The 16865-nt window shown below is 68.3% G+C and carries 9 protein-coding genes; 5 read left to right on the forward strand and 4 right to left on the reverse strand.

The window, feature by feature from the left end; all coding sequences use genetic code 11:
* From GCU53_RS13250 to GCU53_RS13275, 5 genes are all read left to right on the forward strand, one after another.
* The gene (locus tag GCU53_RS13250; RefSeq protein ID WP_152388032.1) at positions 1-1686 is read left to right on the forward strand and encodes a glycosyl hydrolase family 28-related protein; all 1686 of its coding nucleotides are present in this window, start codon (positions 1-3) and stop codon (positions 1684-1686) included.
* Positions 1687-1986: 300 nt separating this feature from the next.
* Entirely contained in the window at positions 1987-5748 is a 3762-nt protein-coding gene (locus tag GCU53_RS13255; RefSeq protein WP_152388033.1) for a glycosyl hydrolase family 28-related protein, read from the forward strand.
* A 264-nt stretch (positions 5749-6012) separates the two neighbouring features.
* The gene (locus tag GCU53_RS26555) at positions 6013-9000 is read left to right on the forward strand and encodes a M10 family metallopeptidase C-terminal domain-containing protein (RefSeq protein WP_152388034.1); all 2988 of its coding nucleotides are present in this window, start codon (positions 6013-6015) and stop codon (positions 8998-9000) included.
* A gap of 225 nt (positions 9001-9225) precedes the next feature.
* Positions 9226-10074 (forward strand): LysR family transcriptional regulator, encoded by an 849-nt coding sequence (locus tag GCU53_RS13265; RefSeq protein WP_152388035.1) that lies wholly within the window; start codon positions 9226-9228, stop codon positions 10072-10074.
* Between the two features lie 526 nt (positions 10075-10600).
* On the forward strand, positions 10601-11920 hold the full coding sequence (locus tag GCU53_RS13275; RefSeq protein WP_152388036.1) for an MFS transporter: 1320 nt from the start codon (positions 10601-10603) through the stop codon (positions 11918-11920).
* A gap of 65 nt (positions 11921-11985) precedes the next feature.
* Here GCU53_RS13275 and GCU53_RS13280 read toward each other — a convergent pair whose 3' ends face one another.
* The 4 genes from GCU53_RS13280 to hmpA (GCU53_RS13295) all read right to left on the reverse strand — a co-directional run bounded on the left by GCU53_RS13280 (position 11986) and on the right by hmpA (GCU53_RS13295) (position 16723).
* Complete coding sequence (locus tag GCU53_RS13280; protein ID WP_152388037.1) at positions 11986-12807, reverse strand: formate/nitrite transporter family protein; 822 nt, start codon at positions 12805-12807, stop codon at positions 11986-11988.
* Between the two features lie 90 nt (positions 12808-12897).
* Positions 12898-14112, reverse strand: coding sequence for an NO-inducible flavohemoprotein (gene hmpA, locus GCU53_RS13285; RefSeq protein ID WP_152388038.1), 1215 nt, complete (start codon positions 14110-14112; stop codon positions 12898-12900).
* A 111-nt stretch (positions 14113-14223) separates the two neighbouring features.
* On the reverse strand, positions 14224-15351 hold the full coding sequence (locus GCU53_RS13290; RefSeq protein WP_152388039.1) for a CBS domain-containing protein: 1128 nt from the start codon (positions 15349-15351) through the stop codon (positions 14224-14226).
* 190 nt (positions 15352-15541) lie between these two features.
* Positions 15542-16723, reverse strand: a complete 1182-nt coding sequence (gene hmpA / locus GCU53_RS13295; protein WP_152388040.1) for an NO-inducible flavohemoprotein — start codon at positions 16721-16723, stop codon at positions 15542-15544.
* Positions 16724-16865: the final 142 nt, after the last annotated feature.

The raw sequence follows: 16865 nt of genomic DNA on the forward strand, positions 1-16865 counted from the left end.
ATGGATTACAACGTCAAGGATTTCGGGGCACTGGGCGATGGCGTCAACGACGACCGGGTCGCCATCCAAGCGGCGATCGACGCCGCTTATGCATCGGGCGGCGGCACCGTCCACCTGCCGCCCGGCGAATACCGGGTCAGCGCCGCCGGCGAGCCGGGCGACGGCTGCCTGATGCTCAAGGACGGCGTCTACCTGGCCGGCGCCGGCATGGGCCAGACGGTGATCAAGCTGGTCGACGGCTCGGACCAGAAGATCACCGGCATGGTCCGCTCGGCCTACGGCGAGGAGACCAGCAACTTCGGCATGCGCGACCTGACCCTCGACGGCAACCGCGACAACACCGGCGGCAAGGTCGACGGCTGGTTCAACGGCTACATCCCCGGCCAGGACGGCGCCGACCGCAACGTCACCCTCGAGCGGGTCGAGGTCCGCGAGATGTCCGGCTACGGCTTCGACCCCCACGAGCAGACCATCAACCTGGTGCTGCGCGACAGCGTGGCCCACGACAACGGCCTCGACGGCTTCGTCGCCGACTACCTGATCGACAGCGTGTTCGAGAACAACGTCGCCTACAACAACGACCGCCACGGCTTCAACGTGGTCACCAGCACCCAGAACTTCACCATGAGCAACAACGTCGCCTACGGCAACGGCAGTGCCGGTCTGGTGGTGCAGCGTGGCCTGGAAGACCTGGCGCTGCCCAGCAACATCCTGATCGACGGCGGCGCCTTCTACGACAACGCCCGCGAAGGCGTGCTGCTCAAGATGACCAGCGACATCACCCTGCAGAACGCCGAGATTCACGGCAACGGCTCCTCCGGGGTGCGCCTCTACGGTGCCGAAGGCGTGCAGATCCTCAACAACCAGATCCACGACAACGCGCAGACGGCCGCTGTTCCCGAGGTGCTCCTGCAGTCCTTCGACGACACCCGCGGAGCGTCCGGGACCTACTACACGACGCTGAACACCCGGATCGAGGGCAACACCATCGCCGGCTCGGCCAACTCCACCTACGGCGTGCAGGAGCGCAACGACGGCACCGACTACAGCACCCTGATCGACAACGCCATCAGTGGCGTGCAGAAGCCCATCCAGCTGTACGGCGCCCATTCGACGGTGTCCGGCGCGCCCGGCGCCACGCCGCAGCAGCCGCCCGCGGAAACCGACGGCGACGATCTGCTGGTCGGCAGCGATGCCGACGACCAGCTGCATGGCGGTGCCGGCGCCGATCGCCTGGACGGCAGGGGCGGCGACGATCTGCTCGACGGCGGCGCCGGCCGCGACCGGCTGACCGGCGGCGCGGGCGCCGACACCTTCGTCTTCGCCGCACGCACGGACAGCTACCGCACCGCCAGCGCCAGCTTCAACGACCTGATCCTCGACTTCGACGCCGGCGAGGATCGAATCGACCTGTCCGCCCTGGGCTTTTCCGGCCTGGGCAACGGCCGCAACGGCACCCTGGCGGTCACCCTCAACGCCGAGGGCACGCGCACCTATCTGAAGAGCTTCGAGGCGGATGCCGAGGGGCGGCGCTTCGAGGTCGCCCTGGACGGCAACCATGCCGGCGATCTTTCCGCCGCCAACCTGGTCTTCGCCACGGCCGGCACCGCTGACGCGGCCGGCGTGGCGACCACCGAGCTCGAAGTGCTCGGTGTCAGCGGCACGCAGAACGAGGCGATCACCTAGGCAGCCAGCCTGGCGCGTCTTGGACTGACGTACAGCCGACCGTCGGCAAGGCTGTTCGCCGTCGGCTACCCGCCGAACCAAAAAAAACCACTTTGATCTCACCTAACAGACAGCTGTATTCCATTACACCCGCGCCTTTTCCCAGGTCGCCTCCAGGGACGACCTGGGGTGCGCTGCGCGCAAGAGTGGGCTGTCGCGTTGGAAGCCAGAGACAGGGAAGACCCATTCCGGCCGTCGTCTCTTCCTTCTTCATTCTCCAGGCAGCCCTGGGCTGCACAACACGGGATTAGGAAGCGAGATATGGATTACAACGTCAAGGATTTCGGGGCACTGGGCGATGGTGTCAGCGACGATACCGCCGCCATCCAGGCGGCGATCGACGCCGCCCACGCGGCCGGGGGCGGCACCGTCTACCTGCCGGCCGGCGAGTATCGGGTCAGCGGCGGGGAGGAGCCCTCCGATGGCGCGCTGACCATCAAGAGCAACGTCTACCTGGTCGGCGCCGGCATGGGCGAGACGGTCATCAAGATGGTCGATGGCTGGGAGCAGAACGTCACCGGCATGGTCCGCTCGGCCTACGGCGAGGAGACCAGCAACTTCGGTATGAGCGACCTGACCCTCGACGGCAACCGCGACAACGTCTTCGCCAAGGTCGACGGCTGGTTCAACGGCTACATCCCCGGCCAGGACGGCGCCGACCGCGACGTCACCCTCGAGCGGGTCGAGATCCGCGAGATGTCCGGCTACGGCTTCGACCCCCACGAGCAGACCATCAACCTGGTGATCCGCGATAGCGTTTCCCACGACAACGGCCTCGACGGCTTCGTCGCCGACTACCAGATCAATGGCGTGTTCGAGAACAACGTCGCCTACAACAACGATCGCCACGGCTTCAACATCGTCAGCAGCACCCACGACTTCACCCTGACCAACAACGTGGCCTACGGCAACGGCGGCGCCGGCGTGGTGGTGCAGCGCGGCTCCTACGATGTGCCCCATCCCTACAATATCCTGATCGACGGCGGCGCCTACTACGACAACGGCCAGGAGGGCGTGCAGATCAAGATGAGCCACGACGTCACCCTGCAGAACGCCGAGGTCTACGGCAACGGCACCTACGGGGTGCGCGTCTACGGCGCCCAGGACGTGGACATCCTCGACAACCGGATCCACGACAACGCACAGAGCGGCGCCTACCCGGAAGTACTCCTGCAGTCCTACAACGATACCGCCGGGGTATCCGGCAACTACTACACCACGACCGGCACCTGGATCGCCGGCAACGTCATCAGCGGTTCGGCCAACTCCACCTACGGCATTCAGGAGCGCAACGACGGCACCGACTACAGCAGCCTCAACGCCAACACCATCAGCGGCGGGCAGATCGCGCCGGTACGGCTGTACGGCGCCAACTCGACGGTTTCCGGCTCTTCCTCCGGCCAGACGCCCGAGGGAACAGACGGCAACGACGTGCTGATCGGTACCGACGCCGGTGAGACACTCATCGGCCGTGGCGGCAACGACAGCCTCGACGGCGCCGGCGGCGACGACATCCTGATCGGCGGCGCCGGGCGCGACAGCCTCGCCGGCGGCGCCGGGGCGGACATCTTCCGCTTCGAGGCGCTGTCCGACAGCCAGCGCAACTACACCACCGGCGACAACCAGGCCGACCGCATCACCGACTTCACCCTGGGCGAGGACAGGATCGACGTGTCGGCCCTGGGCTTCACCGGCCTGGGCAACGGCCGCAACGGCACTCTCGCCATGGTGCTCAACGCCGCCGGCGACCGCACCGATCTCAAGAGCTACGACACCGACGCCAACGGCTACAGCTTCGAGCTTTCCCTCGCCGGCAACTACCAAGGCCAGCTCAGCGCTGAGAATTTCATTTTCGCGACCCCGCAGGGACAGGTGACGACCATCGAGGGCAGCGACGCCGACGAAGCGCTGCAGGGCACCGCGGCCGACGAACTGCTCCTCGGCCGGGGCGGCCAGGACAGCCTGGATGGCGGGGCCGGCGACGACATCCTCGACGGCGGCGCCGGGCGCGACACCCTGAGAGGCGGGGAGGGGGCCGACGTCTTCCGCTTCTCCGCGCGCAGCGACAGCTCCCTCGCCGAAAACGGCACGGCCAGCGACCTGATCCTCGACTTCGACCCCGGCCAGGACCGCATCGACATCTCCACGCTGGGCTTTTCCGGCTTCGGCGACGGCTACAACGGCACCCTGCTGCTTGAGGTCAGCGCCGACGGCAGCCGCACCTACCTCAGGAGCTTCGAGGCCGATGACGCGGGTCAGCGCTTCGAGATCGCTCTGGACGGCGACTTCAGCGGCCAGCTGGACAGCGGCAACGTGCTCTTCGAGCCCGGCGTGTTCAATGCCAGGGACTTCGGCGCGCTGGGCGATGGCGTCAGCGACGACCGGGCGGCCATCCAGGCGGCGATCGATGCCGCCCACGCGTCGGGCGGCGGCACCGTCTACCTGCCGCCCGGCGAGTACCGGGTCAGCGCCGCCGGCGAGCCGGGGGAGGGGTGCCTGATGCTCAAGGACGGCGTCTACCTGGTCGGCGCCGGCATGGGCGAGACGGTGATCAAGCTGGTCGACGGCTCGGACCAGAAGATCACCGGCATGGTCCGCTCGGCCTACGGCGAGGAAACCAGCAACTTCGGCATGAGCGACCTGACCCTCGACGGCAACCGCGCCAACACCGGCGGCAAGGTCGACGGCTGGTTCAACGGCTACATTCCCGGCCAGAACGGCGCCGACCGCAACGTCACCCTCGAGCGGGTCGAGATCCGCGAGATGTCCGGCTACGGCTTCGACCCCCACGAGCAGACCATCAACCTGACGATCCGCGACAGCGTGGCCCACGACAACGGTCTCGATGGCTTCGTCGCCGACTACCTGATCGACAGCGTGTTCGAGAACAACGTCGCCTACAACAACGACCGCCACGGCTTCAACGTGGTCACCAGCACCCAGAACTTCACCATGAGCAACAACGTCGCCTACGGCAACGGCGGCGCCGGGCTGACCATCCAGCGGGGGGCGGAGGACCTGGCCCAGCCGACCAACATCCTGATCGACGGTGGCGCCTTCTACGACAACGCCATGGAAGGCGTGCTGCTCAAGATGACCAACAACGTCACCCTGCAGAACGCCGAGATCCACGGCAACGGCTCCTCCGGCGTGCGCCTGTATGGCACGGAGGACGTGCAGATCCTCGACAACCAGATCCACGACAACTCGCAGAACGGCAGCTACCCCGAGGTCCTGCTGCAGGCCTTCAACGATGCCGGCGTCACGGGGAATGTCTACGAAGCGCTGAACACCCGGATCGAGGGCAACGTCATCGGCGCCGTCAATGCCAACTATGCCGTGCAGGAGCGCAACGACGGCAGCGACTACACCACCCTCCAGGACAACGACATCAGCGGCGGGCAGATCGCCTCGGTACGCCTCTCCGGTGCCCATTCGAGCGCTTCCGATTCGCCCGGCGCAGAGCCGCAACAGCCGCCCCAGGGCACCGACGGCAACGACCTGCTGGTCGGCGGCGATGGCGACGACCAGCTCCTGGGCGGTGCTGGCGACGACCGCCTGGACGGCGGAGCCGGCAACGATGTGCTCGATGGCGGGGCCGGGCGCGACCGGCTGACCGGCGGCGCGGGCGTCGACACCTTCGTCTTCGCCGCCCGCGAGGACAGCTACCGCACCGACACGGCGGTGTTCAACGACCTGATCCTCGACTTCGACGCCGGCGAGGACCGCATCGACCTGTCCGCCCTGGGCTTCAGCGGTCTGGGCGACGGTTACAACGGCACCCTGGCGGTCACCCTCAACGCCGAGGGCACCCGCACCTATCTGAAGAGTTACGAGGCGGACGCCGCGGGCCAGCGCTTCGAGATCGCCCTGGACGGCGATCATTCCAGCGATCTTTCCGGCGCCACTATCGCCTTCGCCGACAGCCAGGGCGGCACGACCGGTATGGCGGACAGCGACCCTGCCGCCACCCAGCTGGAAGTGATCGGCAGCAGCGGCACCCAGACCGATCAGCTGGTCTGATCTCCCTCCGCCCGGCCCGCAGCGGCCGGGCGAACCAACGGCCCTTTGACCAGTCTCAGGCACAGAAACGCACGAGCCGTTTCGCTTGTTCGCCTGCCTGGCTGCCTTGCGTAAAGACAGCCAGAGGCGCTTCGAGCGCACGGGAAAACATCGTCGCGTTCAAAGCCGGGGACGGGAAAGGCTTGTTCAGTAGTCGACTCTTCCTTCTCCACCCTCCCGAGCAGCGTTCCGCTGCGCATCAATGGAACAGGAAGCAGAAGTAGCATGGATTTCAACGTCAAAGATTTTGGGGCACTGGGCGATGGCATCAGCGACGATACCGCCGCCATTCAGGCGGCGATCGATGCCGCCCACGCAGCCGGCGGCGGCACCGTCTACCTGCCGGCCGGCGAGTATCGGGTCAGCGGCGGCGAGGAGCCGTCGGACGGCTGCCTGATGCTCAAGAGCAACGTCTACCTGGCCGGTGCCGGCATGGGCGAGACGGTCATCAAGCTGGTCGATGGCTGGGAGCAGAAGGTCACCGGCATGGTCCGCTCGGCCTATGGCGAGGAGACCTACAACTTCGGCATGCGCGACCTGACCCTGGACGGCAACCGCGACAACGTGTCCGCCAAGGTCGACGGCTGGTTCAACGGCTACATCCCCGGGCAGGAGGGGGCCGACCGCGACGTCACCCTGGAGCGGGTGGAGATCCGCGAGATGTCCGGCTACGGCTTCGACCCCCACGAGCAGACCATCAACCTGGTGATCCGCGACAGCGTTTCCCACGACAACGGCCTCGACGGCTTCGTCGCCGACTACCTGATCGACAGCGTGTTCGAGAACAACGTCGCCTACAACAACGACCGCCACGGCTTCAACGTGGTCACCAGCACCCATGATTTCACGATGACCAACAACGTCGCCTACGGCAACGGCGGCTCCGGCCTGGTGGTGCAGCGCGGCTCGTACGACATGCCGCATCCCTACAACATCCTGATCGACGGCGGCGCCTACTACGACAACGCGCTCGAGGGCGTGCTGCTCAAGATGACCCACGACGTCACCCTGCAGAACGCCGACATCTACGGCAACGGCACGGCCGGGGTGCGCGTCTACGGCACCCAGGACGTGCAGATCCTCGACAACCAGATCCACGACAACGCGCAGAACGGCCCCTACGCGGAAATCCTCGTGCAGTCCTACGACGATACCGCCGGCGTCTCCGGCAATTTCTACGCGACGGCCAATACCTGGATCGAAGGCAACCTCATCACCGGCTCGGCCAATTCCACCTTCGGCGTGCAGGAGCGCAACGACGGCACCGACGCCAGCAGTCTCTACGCCAACAGCATCGACGGCACCCAGCGCACCGTGCTGCTCTATGGCCCCAACTCCACGGTCTCCGACCAGTCCGGCACCGGCCAGCAGGCGACTCTCGAGGGCACCGGAGGCAACGACGTGCTGACCGGCGGCAACGCCCATGAGACGATCCTCGGCGGTGCCGGCAACGACCGTCTGAACGGCGGGGCCGGCAACGACATCCTCGACAGCGGCGCCGGCCGTGACAACCTGACCGGTGGCGAGGGGGCCGACGTGTTCCGCTTCGCCGCCCGCGAGGACAGCTACCGCACCGCCAGCGCCAGCTTCACCGACCTGATCACCGACTTCGATCCCGGCCAGGACCGCATCGATCTTTCGATGCTGGGCTTTTCCGGCCTGGGCAACGGCTACAACGGCACCCTGCTGCTGCAGGTCACTGCCGACGGCAGCCGCACCTACCTGAAGAGCCTCGAGGCGGACGCCGAGGGCCGGCGCTTCGAAATCGCCCTGGACGGCAATTTCGCTGGCCGGCTCGATGGCGGCAACCTGTTCTTCGAGCGCGTCGCCATCGAGGGCGGCGCGGGCGACGACGCGCTGCTCGGCACCTCGGCCGCCGAGACGCTGCTCGGCCATGCCGGACACGACAGCCTCAATGGCGCCGGCGGCAACGACATCCTGGTCGGCGGGGCCGGGCGCGACAGCCTCACCGGCGGCGCCGGAGCCGACGTGTTCCGCTTCGACGCGCTGTCCGACAGCCTGCGCAACTACGACACCGGCGACAACCAAGGCGACCGCATCACCGACTTCACCCTGGGCGAAGACAAGATCGACGTGTCGGCGCTGGGCCTCACCGGCCTGGGCGACGGCTACAACGGCACCCTCGCCGTGGTGCTCAACGGTGCCGGCGACCGCACCTACCTGAAGAGCTACGACAGCGGCGCCAACGGCTACCGCTTCGAGTTCTCCCTCGACGGCAACTACCAGGGCCTGCTCGGCGCCGAGCACTTCATCTTCGCCACGCCCACGGGACAGCGAATCCTCGAGGGCACCGCCGACAACGACAGGCTGGCCGGCACCAGCGCCGACGAGATCATCCACGGCGGCGCTGGCCGCGATACCCTGAGCGGCGGCGGCGGGGCCGACGTGTTCCGCTTCAGCGAACTGACCGACAGCCACCGCACGGCGAGCAGCAGCTTCGCCGACCTGATCACCGACTTCGACCTGGCCAACGACCGCATCGACCTGTCCGGGCTCGGCTTCAGCGGCCTGGGCGACGGCTACAACGGCACCCTGGCCGTACAGGTGAACAGCGCCGGTACCCGCACCTACCTGAAGAGCTTCGAGAGCAACGCCGCGGGCGAGCGCCTCGAGATCGCCCTGGAGGGCAACCTCGGTGGACTCGGCGAGGCCCACCTCATCCTCGACGGGCGCCTCGTGCTGGAGGGCAGCGACGGCAACGACACGCTCGCCGGCAGCAGCGCGGCCGAGGAACTGCTCGGCAAGGCCGGGCAGGACGACCTGAGCGGCGGGGCCGGCAACGACCTCCTCGACGGCGGAGCGGGGCGCGATACCCTGACCGGCGGCAGCGGCAGCGACATCTTCCGCTTCAGCGAGCAGCTCGACAGCTTCCGCAACTACACCACCGGGGCGAGCGGCGCCGACACCATCGCCGACTTCACCCACGGTGCCGACCTCATCGACTTCTCGGCGCTCGGCTACACCGGTCTGGGGTCGGGTCATGACGGCACCCTGGCGATCGTCCTGAACGATGCCGGCACCAAGACCTACCTCAAGGACCTCGGCGCCGACGCCGAAGGAAACCGCTTCGAGATCGCCCTGGAGGGCAACCATGCCGGCCAGCTCGACACGGGCGACTTCATCTTCGCCCCGGCGGCCGCGACCACCGAGCTCCAGGTGATCGGCAGCACACCGGCCGAACCGGTCGTCTGAAGCAGCGCGGGACGCCGTCCGGCAGCGACGGAGGGCGTCCCGCATCTGCCGTCCATCCTGCGGGTTCTCCTGCCCGTCTCCACGGCCAGCCTCCCCTTGGGCGGTCGCTAAGCTATCCTCCTGCTCGTCCGGCCTGAGCGCGGTGATCCACCGTTTCACGTGAAACATGCGCCCTGGCGGCCGCGCGTCTCCCGCCCTGGCGCCAACTGCCGAACCAAGGCCCCCATGGATATCGATCTTGCCCGTACCTTCCTGGAAATCGTGCGTGGCGGCAGCCTCGTCGCCGCTGCCGAGCGCCTGCATCTCACCCAGACCGCGGTCACCGCGCGCGTCCACAACCTGGAGAGCCAGCTGGGCTGCCGGCTGTTCGTGCGCAACCGTGCCGGTGCGCGGCTGACCGCCGACGGCGAGCGCTTCGTCGGCTACGCCAGCCAGTTGGTGCAGACCTGGGAGGCGGCCCGCCGCGACCTGCCGCTGCCGGAGGGTTATGACAACCTGCTGACCCTGGGGGCGGATGTCAGCCTGTCCAGCCCGCTGCTGCTGGCCTGGGTGCAGCGCCTGCGCCAGGCGATCCCCTCCCATGCGCTGCGCAGCGAGGTGGGCGCGGGCGATCTGCTGCAGGAGCGCCTCGATCTCGGCGTGCTCGACGCCGCCCTGGTCTACCAGCCGGAGTACTGGCCGGGCCTGCAGGTGGAGCAGTTGCTCGAGGAGAAGCTGATCCAGGTCGCCCTGCAGGCCAATCCCGAGCCCTACATCTACGTCGACTGGGGGAAGGCGTTCCGCCGGCAGCACGATGCGGCGCTGCCGGAGCTGGCCAGGGCGCCCCTGTATTTCAGCCTCGGTCCGCTGGCCCTGCAGTACCTGTTGCAGGAGGGCGGGCGCGGCTACTTCCGTAGCCGGGTGGTGCAGCGCTATCTGGACGAGGGTCTGCTGCGGCGCGTGGAGAAGGCGCCGGAATTCGCCTATCCGGTCTACCTCGTCTACTCGCGGGCCAAGGATTCGCCCATCCTGCAGCAGGCCCTGGCACTGCTGCGCGAGGTGGCCGCCGGGCAGACCGACTGGTCGCGGCGCTGAGAGGCGGATTAGAGGCTTTCCGGTGATAAAATGTACCAGTTGGTTAGTTCTGTTCGATTATCGACCAGAAGCCCGGCTGGTCGATTGACGCTTTTTTGAGCACTGGCCAAGATGGTCGCCAGGTTGCAGGCACGCCTGCCGGGCAACCGGAGCCCGTTATAACAACTTCAAGATCGGTAGACGCTCATGTGCATACTTCCACCCCGCCAAGCCTGCGTGCTTTCCCATCCCTCCCGTGCGGGTGCTTCTCGCCTGCGGCCTGCGCAGTCGGCCCTCGTCCGCCTGCGCCATCCGGTCTAGACACGGCCGGCTTTCCGCTGAACCCGTTGCGCTGAACCGGCGCCATTAACCGCAACCAGTAACAGGGGCATTCCCGCCAGTCGGCAGGAGGGCCCGCCACACGCCCGAAAAGGGACGTTCCACTTCGGCGGCGTTACTGGGGCACGAAAGAGGCCCGACCGGACTGTTGCATCTCCGGTCCTCGAACGGATGGCTACTGAAAATGTTCACTTCGCAAGGTACTTCCATGGCCGTACCCACGACCGCCGAATCCCCTGCCGCGGCCCACGCGTCGGTCGGCAGCAAGGTCCGCGCCGCCCTGGCCGTCGGCAAGGTGCGCTGGGGCATGTTGGCCCTGGTGTTCTTCGCCACCACCCTGAACTACATCGACCGCGCCGCGCTGGGCGTGATGCAGCCGATCCTGGCCAAGGAGATGAGCTGGTCCACCATGGACTACGCCAACATCAACTTCTGGTTCCAGGTCGGCTACGCCGTCGGCTTCCTGCTGCAGGGCCGCTTCATCGACAAGGTCGGCGTCAAGCGCGCCTTCTTCCTCGCCGTGCTGCTGTGGAGCCTGGCCACCGGCGCCCACGGTCTGGCGACCTCGACGGTCGGCTTCATGATCTGCCGCTTCATCCTCGGCCTGACCGAGGCGGCCAACTATCCGGCCTGCGTGAAGACCACCCGCCTGTGGTTCCCGGCCGGCGAGCGTGCGCTGGCCACCGGCATCTTCAACGCCGGCACCAACGTCGGCGCCATGGTCACCCCGGCGCTGCTGCCGCTGATCCTCAGCGTCTGGGGCTGGCAGGCAGCCTTCATCGGCATGGGGCTGCTGGGCCTGGTCTGGCTGGTGTTCTGGGCCCTCAACTACTACAACCCCGAGGAGCATCCGCGGGTCAGGCAGAGCGAGCTGGAGTACATCAGCAAGGAAGCCGAACCCGAGCCGGTCAAGGTGCCGTTCTCGCGCATCCTGCGCATGCGCGGCACCTGGGCCTTCGCCGTGGCCTACATGATCACCGCGCCGGTGTTCTGGTTCTACCTGTACTGGCTGCCGCCGTTCCTCAACCAGCAGTACAACCTGGGCATCAGCGTGACCCAGATGGGCATTCCGCTCATGCTGATCTGGCTGACCGCCGACTTCGGCAGCATCGGCGGCGGCATCCTCTCGTCCTTCCTGATCGGCCGCGGGATGCAGCCGATCCGCGCGCGCCTGGTATCGATGCTGATCTTCGCCACCTGCATCTGCTCGGTGATCTTCGCCGCCAACGCCAGCGGCCTGTGGGGCGCGGTGCTGGCCATCTCCCTGGCGGTCGGCGCGCACCAGGCCTGGACCGCCAACATCTGGAGCCTGGTGATGGACTACACGCCCAAGCACCTGATCAGCACCGTGTTCGGCTTCGGCGGCATGTGCGCGGCGATCGGCGGCATGTTCATGACCCAGATCGTCGGCTACGTGCTGACCGCCACCGACAACAACTACGCCGTGCTGTTCGTCATCATCCCGAGCATGTACTTCCTGGCGCTGACCTGGATGTACTTCATGGCGCCGCGCAGGATCGAAGGCTGAAAGCCATTCGCCACGCAGAAGAAGGGGGCCGTTCGGCCCCCTTCGCTTTTCTGGAGAATGCCGGCTCAGGACGGCCGCTTCTGCGCGCCGCTGCCGCCGCGCAGGTAGGCCAGCCAGTACATGCCGCCGACCAGCAGGGTGCCGCCGACCAGGTTGCCGGCGGTCACCGCGAGCAGGTTGCCGGCCACGCCGGCGAGCGGCAGCGCGCCCTGGCCGTCGAGCACCAGCCCGTACGGCAGGAAGAACCAGTTGGCGATCGAGTGCTCGAAGCCGAGGGCGACGAAGGCGGTGATCGGAAAGAGGATGGCGAGGATCTTGTCGGTCACGCTGCGCCCGGCCATCGCCAGCCAGGTCGCCAGGCAGACCAGGGCGTTGCACAGGACGCCGCGGGCGAAGGCCGCACCCAGGGTCAGCTCGGCCTTGGCGCGGGCGATCTTCAGCGTTGTCTCGCCGACCGCACCGTCGTTCAGGCCGGCGCTGCCCGCCCAGACCACCAGCAGCACGGTGCCCAGGCAGCCGACCACGTTGCCCAGGTAGACCAGCAGCCAGTTGCGCAGCACCTCGCGGCCGCCGATCAGCCGGCTGGCCCAGGCCATCGCCAGCAGGTTGTTGCCGGTGAACAGCTCGGCGCCGCCGATCACCACCAGCACCAGTCCCAGGCAGAAGCTCAGGCCGCCGAGCAGCCGGGTCGGGCCGAAGCCCAGCTCGCTGCCGGTGAGCACCACGGTGTAGAGGAAGGCGGCCAGGGAGATGAAGGCGCCGGCGAGCACGGCGAGCACCAGCAGGGTGGGGGTGTCGACGCGGGCCTTGGCGACGCCCATGTCTTCGATCCGCCGGGCGATCTGCGCCGGCTGGCAGCTGTCGCCGAGAAAGGGTTGTTGAGTCATGGAAAGAGTCCGCTGCACCGACCGGGCGTCGGCAAAGGGGCACTCTAGAGGGCAGGGCTCGGCCCTGTCCACCGGCGCCCCGGCGCCGGGCTATTCGGCGAACAGGTCCGGGCCGAACACCTCGTAGTGGATGCGCGGCTCGCGGATGCCGAGGTTCATCAGGGCGTCGTGCTGCATGCGCATGAAGGGGATCGGCCCGCACAGGTAGTAGTCGGCATCGGGCAGCAGGATGGCGTCGCCGAGCAGGCGCAGGTCGACCAGGCCCGGATGATCGTAGTCGCGCCCTTGCACGTCCTGTTCCCGCGGTTCGCTGTAGAACACCCACAGCTTGAAGTTGGGGTGCTCCGCCGCCGTCTGGCGCAGGTGGTTCTTCATGGCCTGGACCGCGCCGTTGCGCGCCCCGTGCACGAACAGGATCTGCCGCCCGGGGCTCTGCAGCACCCGCGCGAGCATGCTGACCATGGGCGTCAGGCCGACCCCGCCGCTGATCAGCACCACGGGCGTGGTCGCCTGCACGTCGACGTAGAAGTTGCCGTAGGGTGGCGCCAGGCGGAGCCGGTCGCCGACCTCGACATGGTCGTGCAGCAGGTTGGAGACGTGGCCGGGTGGCTGGGTCTCGCTGCCCGCCTCGCGCTTGACCGAGATGCGGTAGCTGCGCCCGTTGGGGGCGTCGGACAGGCTGTACTGGCGGATCTGCTGCAGGCCGAGCGCCGGCACCTCGACGGCGAGGCCGATGTACTGGCCGGGCTCGAAATCCTCCACCGGGCCGCCATCGGCCGGCTCCAGCACGAAGGAGGTGATCTCCTCGCTTTCCGGGGTCTTGTCGCGCACCACGAACTCGCGCCAGCCGGTCCAGCCGCCGGGCGCCTCGGCGCTGCGCTCGTACAGCCGGCTTTCCATGCCCATCAGCAGGTCGGCCAGGTTGCCGTAGGCCTGCGCCCAGGCGGAAACGATCTCGTCGGTGGCGGCCTCGCCGAGCACCTCCCTGATCGCCGCCAGCAGGTGCTCGCCGACGATCGGGTAGTGCTCGGGACGCACGCCGAGGCTGGCGTGCTTGTTGGCGATGGTCTCGAGCACGGCGCTCAGGCTCTGCGGGTCGTCGATGTTGGCGGCATAGGCGTAGACGGCGCGGGCCAGCGCCTCCTGCTGCTGACCCTTGGCCTGGTGGGCCATGTTGAAGATGTTCTTCAGCTCGGGATGGGCCTGGAACATGCGTTCGTAGAAGCGCCGGATGATCGCGTTGCCGTACTGGGCAAGCACCGGCGCCGTGGCCTTGACCGTGTCTTTGGTTTTCTGCGTCAGCATGGCGCGTACCTCGCTGCAGGCGGCGCACATCCCTGTCGTCGGCTTGGGGTCGTTCAAAAACGCTAGTTCGCGGCCGCAGGCCGGTCAACGCGGCTGGGCCCGGCGTCCGCCTCAGGCCGGCAGCTGCTGCAGCCAGAGCCGGTACAGCGCGGCGATCAGGTCGGTCTGGGTGACCAGGCCGACCAGGCGCGCGCCGTCGTTCACCACCGGCAGGCAATGCAGGCCCTGCTCGGAGAGCGGCAGCACCAGCTCGGCCAGGTGGGTGTCCTGACGCACCAGGATCGGCGGCGCGCTCATGACCGCGCCGATGCCGGTCTGGCCGGAGCGCCCGAAGGCCGGCCAGGGGCGCCCGGGGCGGGCGCGCTTGAGCAGGTCGCTGCGGCTGACGATGCCGAGCAGGCGCTGGGAGGCGCCGTCGATCACCGGCAGCTGCTGCAGGCGGTGCTCGCGCAGGAGGCTCCAGGCCTCCTCGAGGGAGGTGTCCGGGGTGGCCCAGCGCAGGTCGCGGGACATGATGTCCGCCGCGACGACCTGGCCCAGGCTGTGGCGGAAACCGTGCCGCTCCAGCAGGCGGACCAGCCGCTCCAGGTCCTCGCGGGTGATGTCGAGGTATTCGCCGAAATCCTCCAGGGCGGCGTCGAGGGCCGCGCGGCGCGGCTCGAGGCGCTCCGTGGGCAGCGGGTCGCGGGTCTGGTGAATGTTCTCCCGGGGCGGCTCGTGGCGCGGCGGGCGGGTCAGGCGGTTGAAGCCGCGCGCCAGGCCGAGCAGCATCAGCGAGTTGAAGGCGACCGGCAGCAGAATGGCCGGGCCGTGGGACGCCAGCTCCGGCCAGTTGAAGATGACCGCCAGGGCCAGGGCGCAGCTCGGCGGGTGCAGACAGCGCAGGGCGAACATGCCGGCCAGCGCCAGGGCGGCGCCGAGCCCGGCGGCCGGGACCGTGGCCAGTTCGCTCGAGCCCAGCAGGATGCCGATCGACGCGCACAGCAGGTTGCCGGCGAGCACCGACCAGGGGCGGGCGAAGGGGCTGGAGGCAGCGGCGAGCAGCAGCACCGAACTCGCGGCGAGCGGCGGCGCCAGGTGCAGGACGAGATCGGGATCGAACAGCCAGAGATCGCCGGCGAGGGTCAGCGCCACGACCAGGCAGATGCCGGCCGCGCTGCGCAGCCATTCCTGCGGTGCGGCGAGCGGCAGGGCGGGCAGCAGGGTTTTCAGCCAGGGCGTGGAGGTCTTGTCGGGCATGCGGCAGCGCGTGTCGGAGCAGGGCAGGGGCGCTGCATTGTCGAAGCCGGAATCGCTCAAGACAAATGCATAATTTTGCTGGTTTGCGGCAATTTTCTTGCAGTAAGTGGGGCGATTTGCCAGTTTGACGCCCGGCGCAGCCCCCGGGCCGCCCGTTCGGTGCGGCCCGGGTCGCTGCGCGGGCGACGGATCAGCCCTCCAGCACCTGTGCCGGGCCGAAGAACTCGTAGTGGCACTGCTCCTGCGGCACGCCGAGCTCGCTCAGCTGGCGCTTCACCTGGGCCATGAAGGCCTGCGGACCGAGGAAATAGGCCTCAAGGTCGCGCTCTTCCGGCAGCCAGGCGGCCAGGCGCTGGGCATCCAGCCGGCCACTGGCGTCGGCGTGGTCCTCGGCGCGCGGCGCGCTGTAGCAGAAGAACGGCTTGAGCTGCGGGTGCTGCCCGGCCAGCGCCTCGACCTGCTGGCGGAAGGCCTGCACGCCGCCGTGCCGTGCGCAGTGGATGAAGCGGACCGGCCGGCCGCTGGGCAGCGCCGCCTCCAGCATGGCCAGCAGCGGGGTGACGCCGACGCCGGCGCCGATCAGCACCAGCGGCTTGTCCGAGGCATCCAGGACGAACTCGCCGGCCGGCGGGAACAGCACGAGGCGGTCGCCTTCGCCCACCTGGTCGTGCAGGTGGCGGGAGACCCGGCCTTCGGCGTGGCGCTTGACGCTGATGCGGTATTCCTCGCCGTTCGACGCCGCCGACAGCGAGTAGTTGCGGCGCACCTCCTCGCCGTCGAGCACCAGGCGCAGGCCGATGTACTGGCCGGGCTGGAAGGGCGGCAGCGCGCCGCCGTCCTCCGGGCGCAGGTGGAAGGAGACGATCTCCTCGCTCTCCACCACCCGGCGCGCCACGCGGAACGCCCGTCCCCCGCGCCAGCCGCCCGGGGCCGCGGCCGTGGCGGCGTAGGCGGCCTCCTCGGCGCCGATCAGCAGCTCGGCGAGCATTCCGTAGGCCGCGCCCCAGGCGTCGAGCACCGCGTCGGTAGCGATCTCCTCGCCGAGCACCTCGCGGATGGCGCGCAGCAGGCAGGTGCCGACGATCGGGTAGTGTTCCGGCAGCACCTGCAGCGCCACGTGCTTGTTGACGATCTGCGCCACCAGCGGGCCGAGCGCTTCCAGGCGGTCGATGTGCCGGGCGTACATCAGCACCGCGTTGGCCAGCGCCCGCGGCTGCTCGCCGCTGGCCTGGTGGGCCTGGTTGAACAGCGGGCGCACCTCCGGGTACTCGGTGAGCATGATGCCGTAGAAGTGCCGGGTCAGGGCTTCGCCGCCGGTTTCCAGCAGCGGGATGGTGGCCTTGACGATGGCGCGTTGTTGCTCGGTCAGCATGGGCGACTCCTGTAGCGTGCAATGGGCGCGGCCGCTCGGCCGCGAGGGTTGTGCAATCATCTTCAGGTTTCGTGCCAGGTGCGCAGGCCCCGCAAATGGCCGGCCTGTTGCCCCTTGCTGTCCTTTCGACTACGGTAGTCCG

This window comes from Azotobacter salinestris (assembly GCF_009363155.1).
In the GTDB taxonomy this organism is placed as follows: Bacteria; Pseudomonadota; Gammaproteobacteria; order Pseudomonadales; family Pseudomonadaceae; genus Azotobacter; species Azotobacter salinestris.

What these genes read in the sequence shown, in the direction of transcription:
- GCU53_RS13250 (WP_152388032.1), top strand. Translation starts at nt 1, where the DNA reads ATGGATTACAACGTCAAGGATTTCGGGGCACTGGGCGATGGCGTCAAC.
- GCU53_RS13255 (WP_152388033.1), top strand. Translation starts at nt 1,987, where the DNA reads ATGGATTACAACGTCAAGGATTTCGGGGCACTGGGCGATGGTGTCAGC.
- GCU53_RS26555 (WP_152388034.1), top strand. Translation starts at nt 6,013, where the DNA reads ATGGATTTCAACGTCAAAGATTTTGGGGCACTGGGCGATGGCATCAGC.
- GCU53_RS13265 (WP_152388035.1), top strand. Translation starts at nt 9,226, where the DNA reads ATGGATATCGATCTTGCCCGTACCTTCCTGGAAATCGTGCGTGGCGGC.
- GCU53_RS13275 (WP_152388036.1), top strand. Translation starts at nt 10,601, where the DNA reads ATGGCCGTACCCACGACCGCCGAATCCCCTGCCGCGGCCCACGCGTCG.
- GCU53_RS13280 (WP_152388037.1), bottom strand. Translation starts at nt 12,807, where the DNA reads ATGACTCAACAACCCTTTCTCGGCGACAGCTGCCAGCCGGCGCAGATC.
- hmpA (WP_152388038.1), bottom strand. Translation starts at nt 14,112, where the DNA reads ATGCTGACGCAGAAAACCAAAGACACGGTCAAGGCCACGGCGCCGGTG.
- GCU53_RS13290 (WP_152388039.1), bottom strand. Translation starts at nt 15,351, where the DNA reads ATGCCCGACAAGACCTCCACGCCCTGGCTGAAAACCCTGCTGCCCGCC.
- hmpA (WP_152388040.1), bottom strand. Translation starts at nt 16,723, where the DNA reads ATGCTGACCGAGCAACAACGCGCCATCGTCAAGGCCACCATCCCGCTG.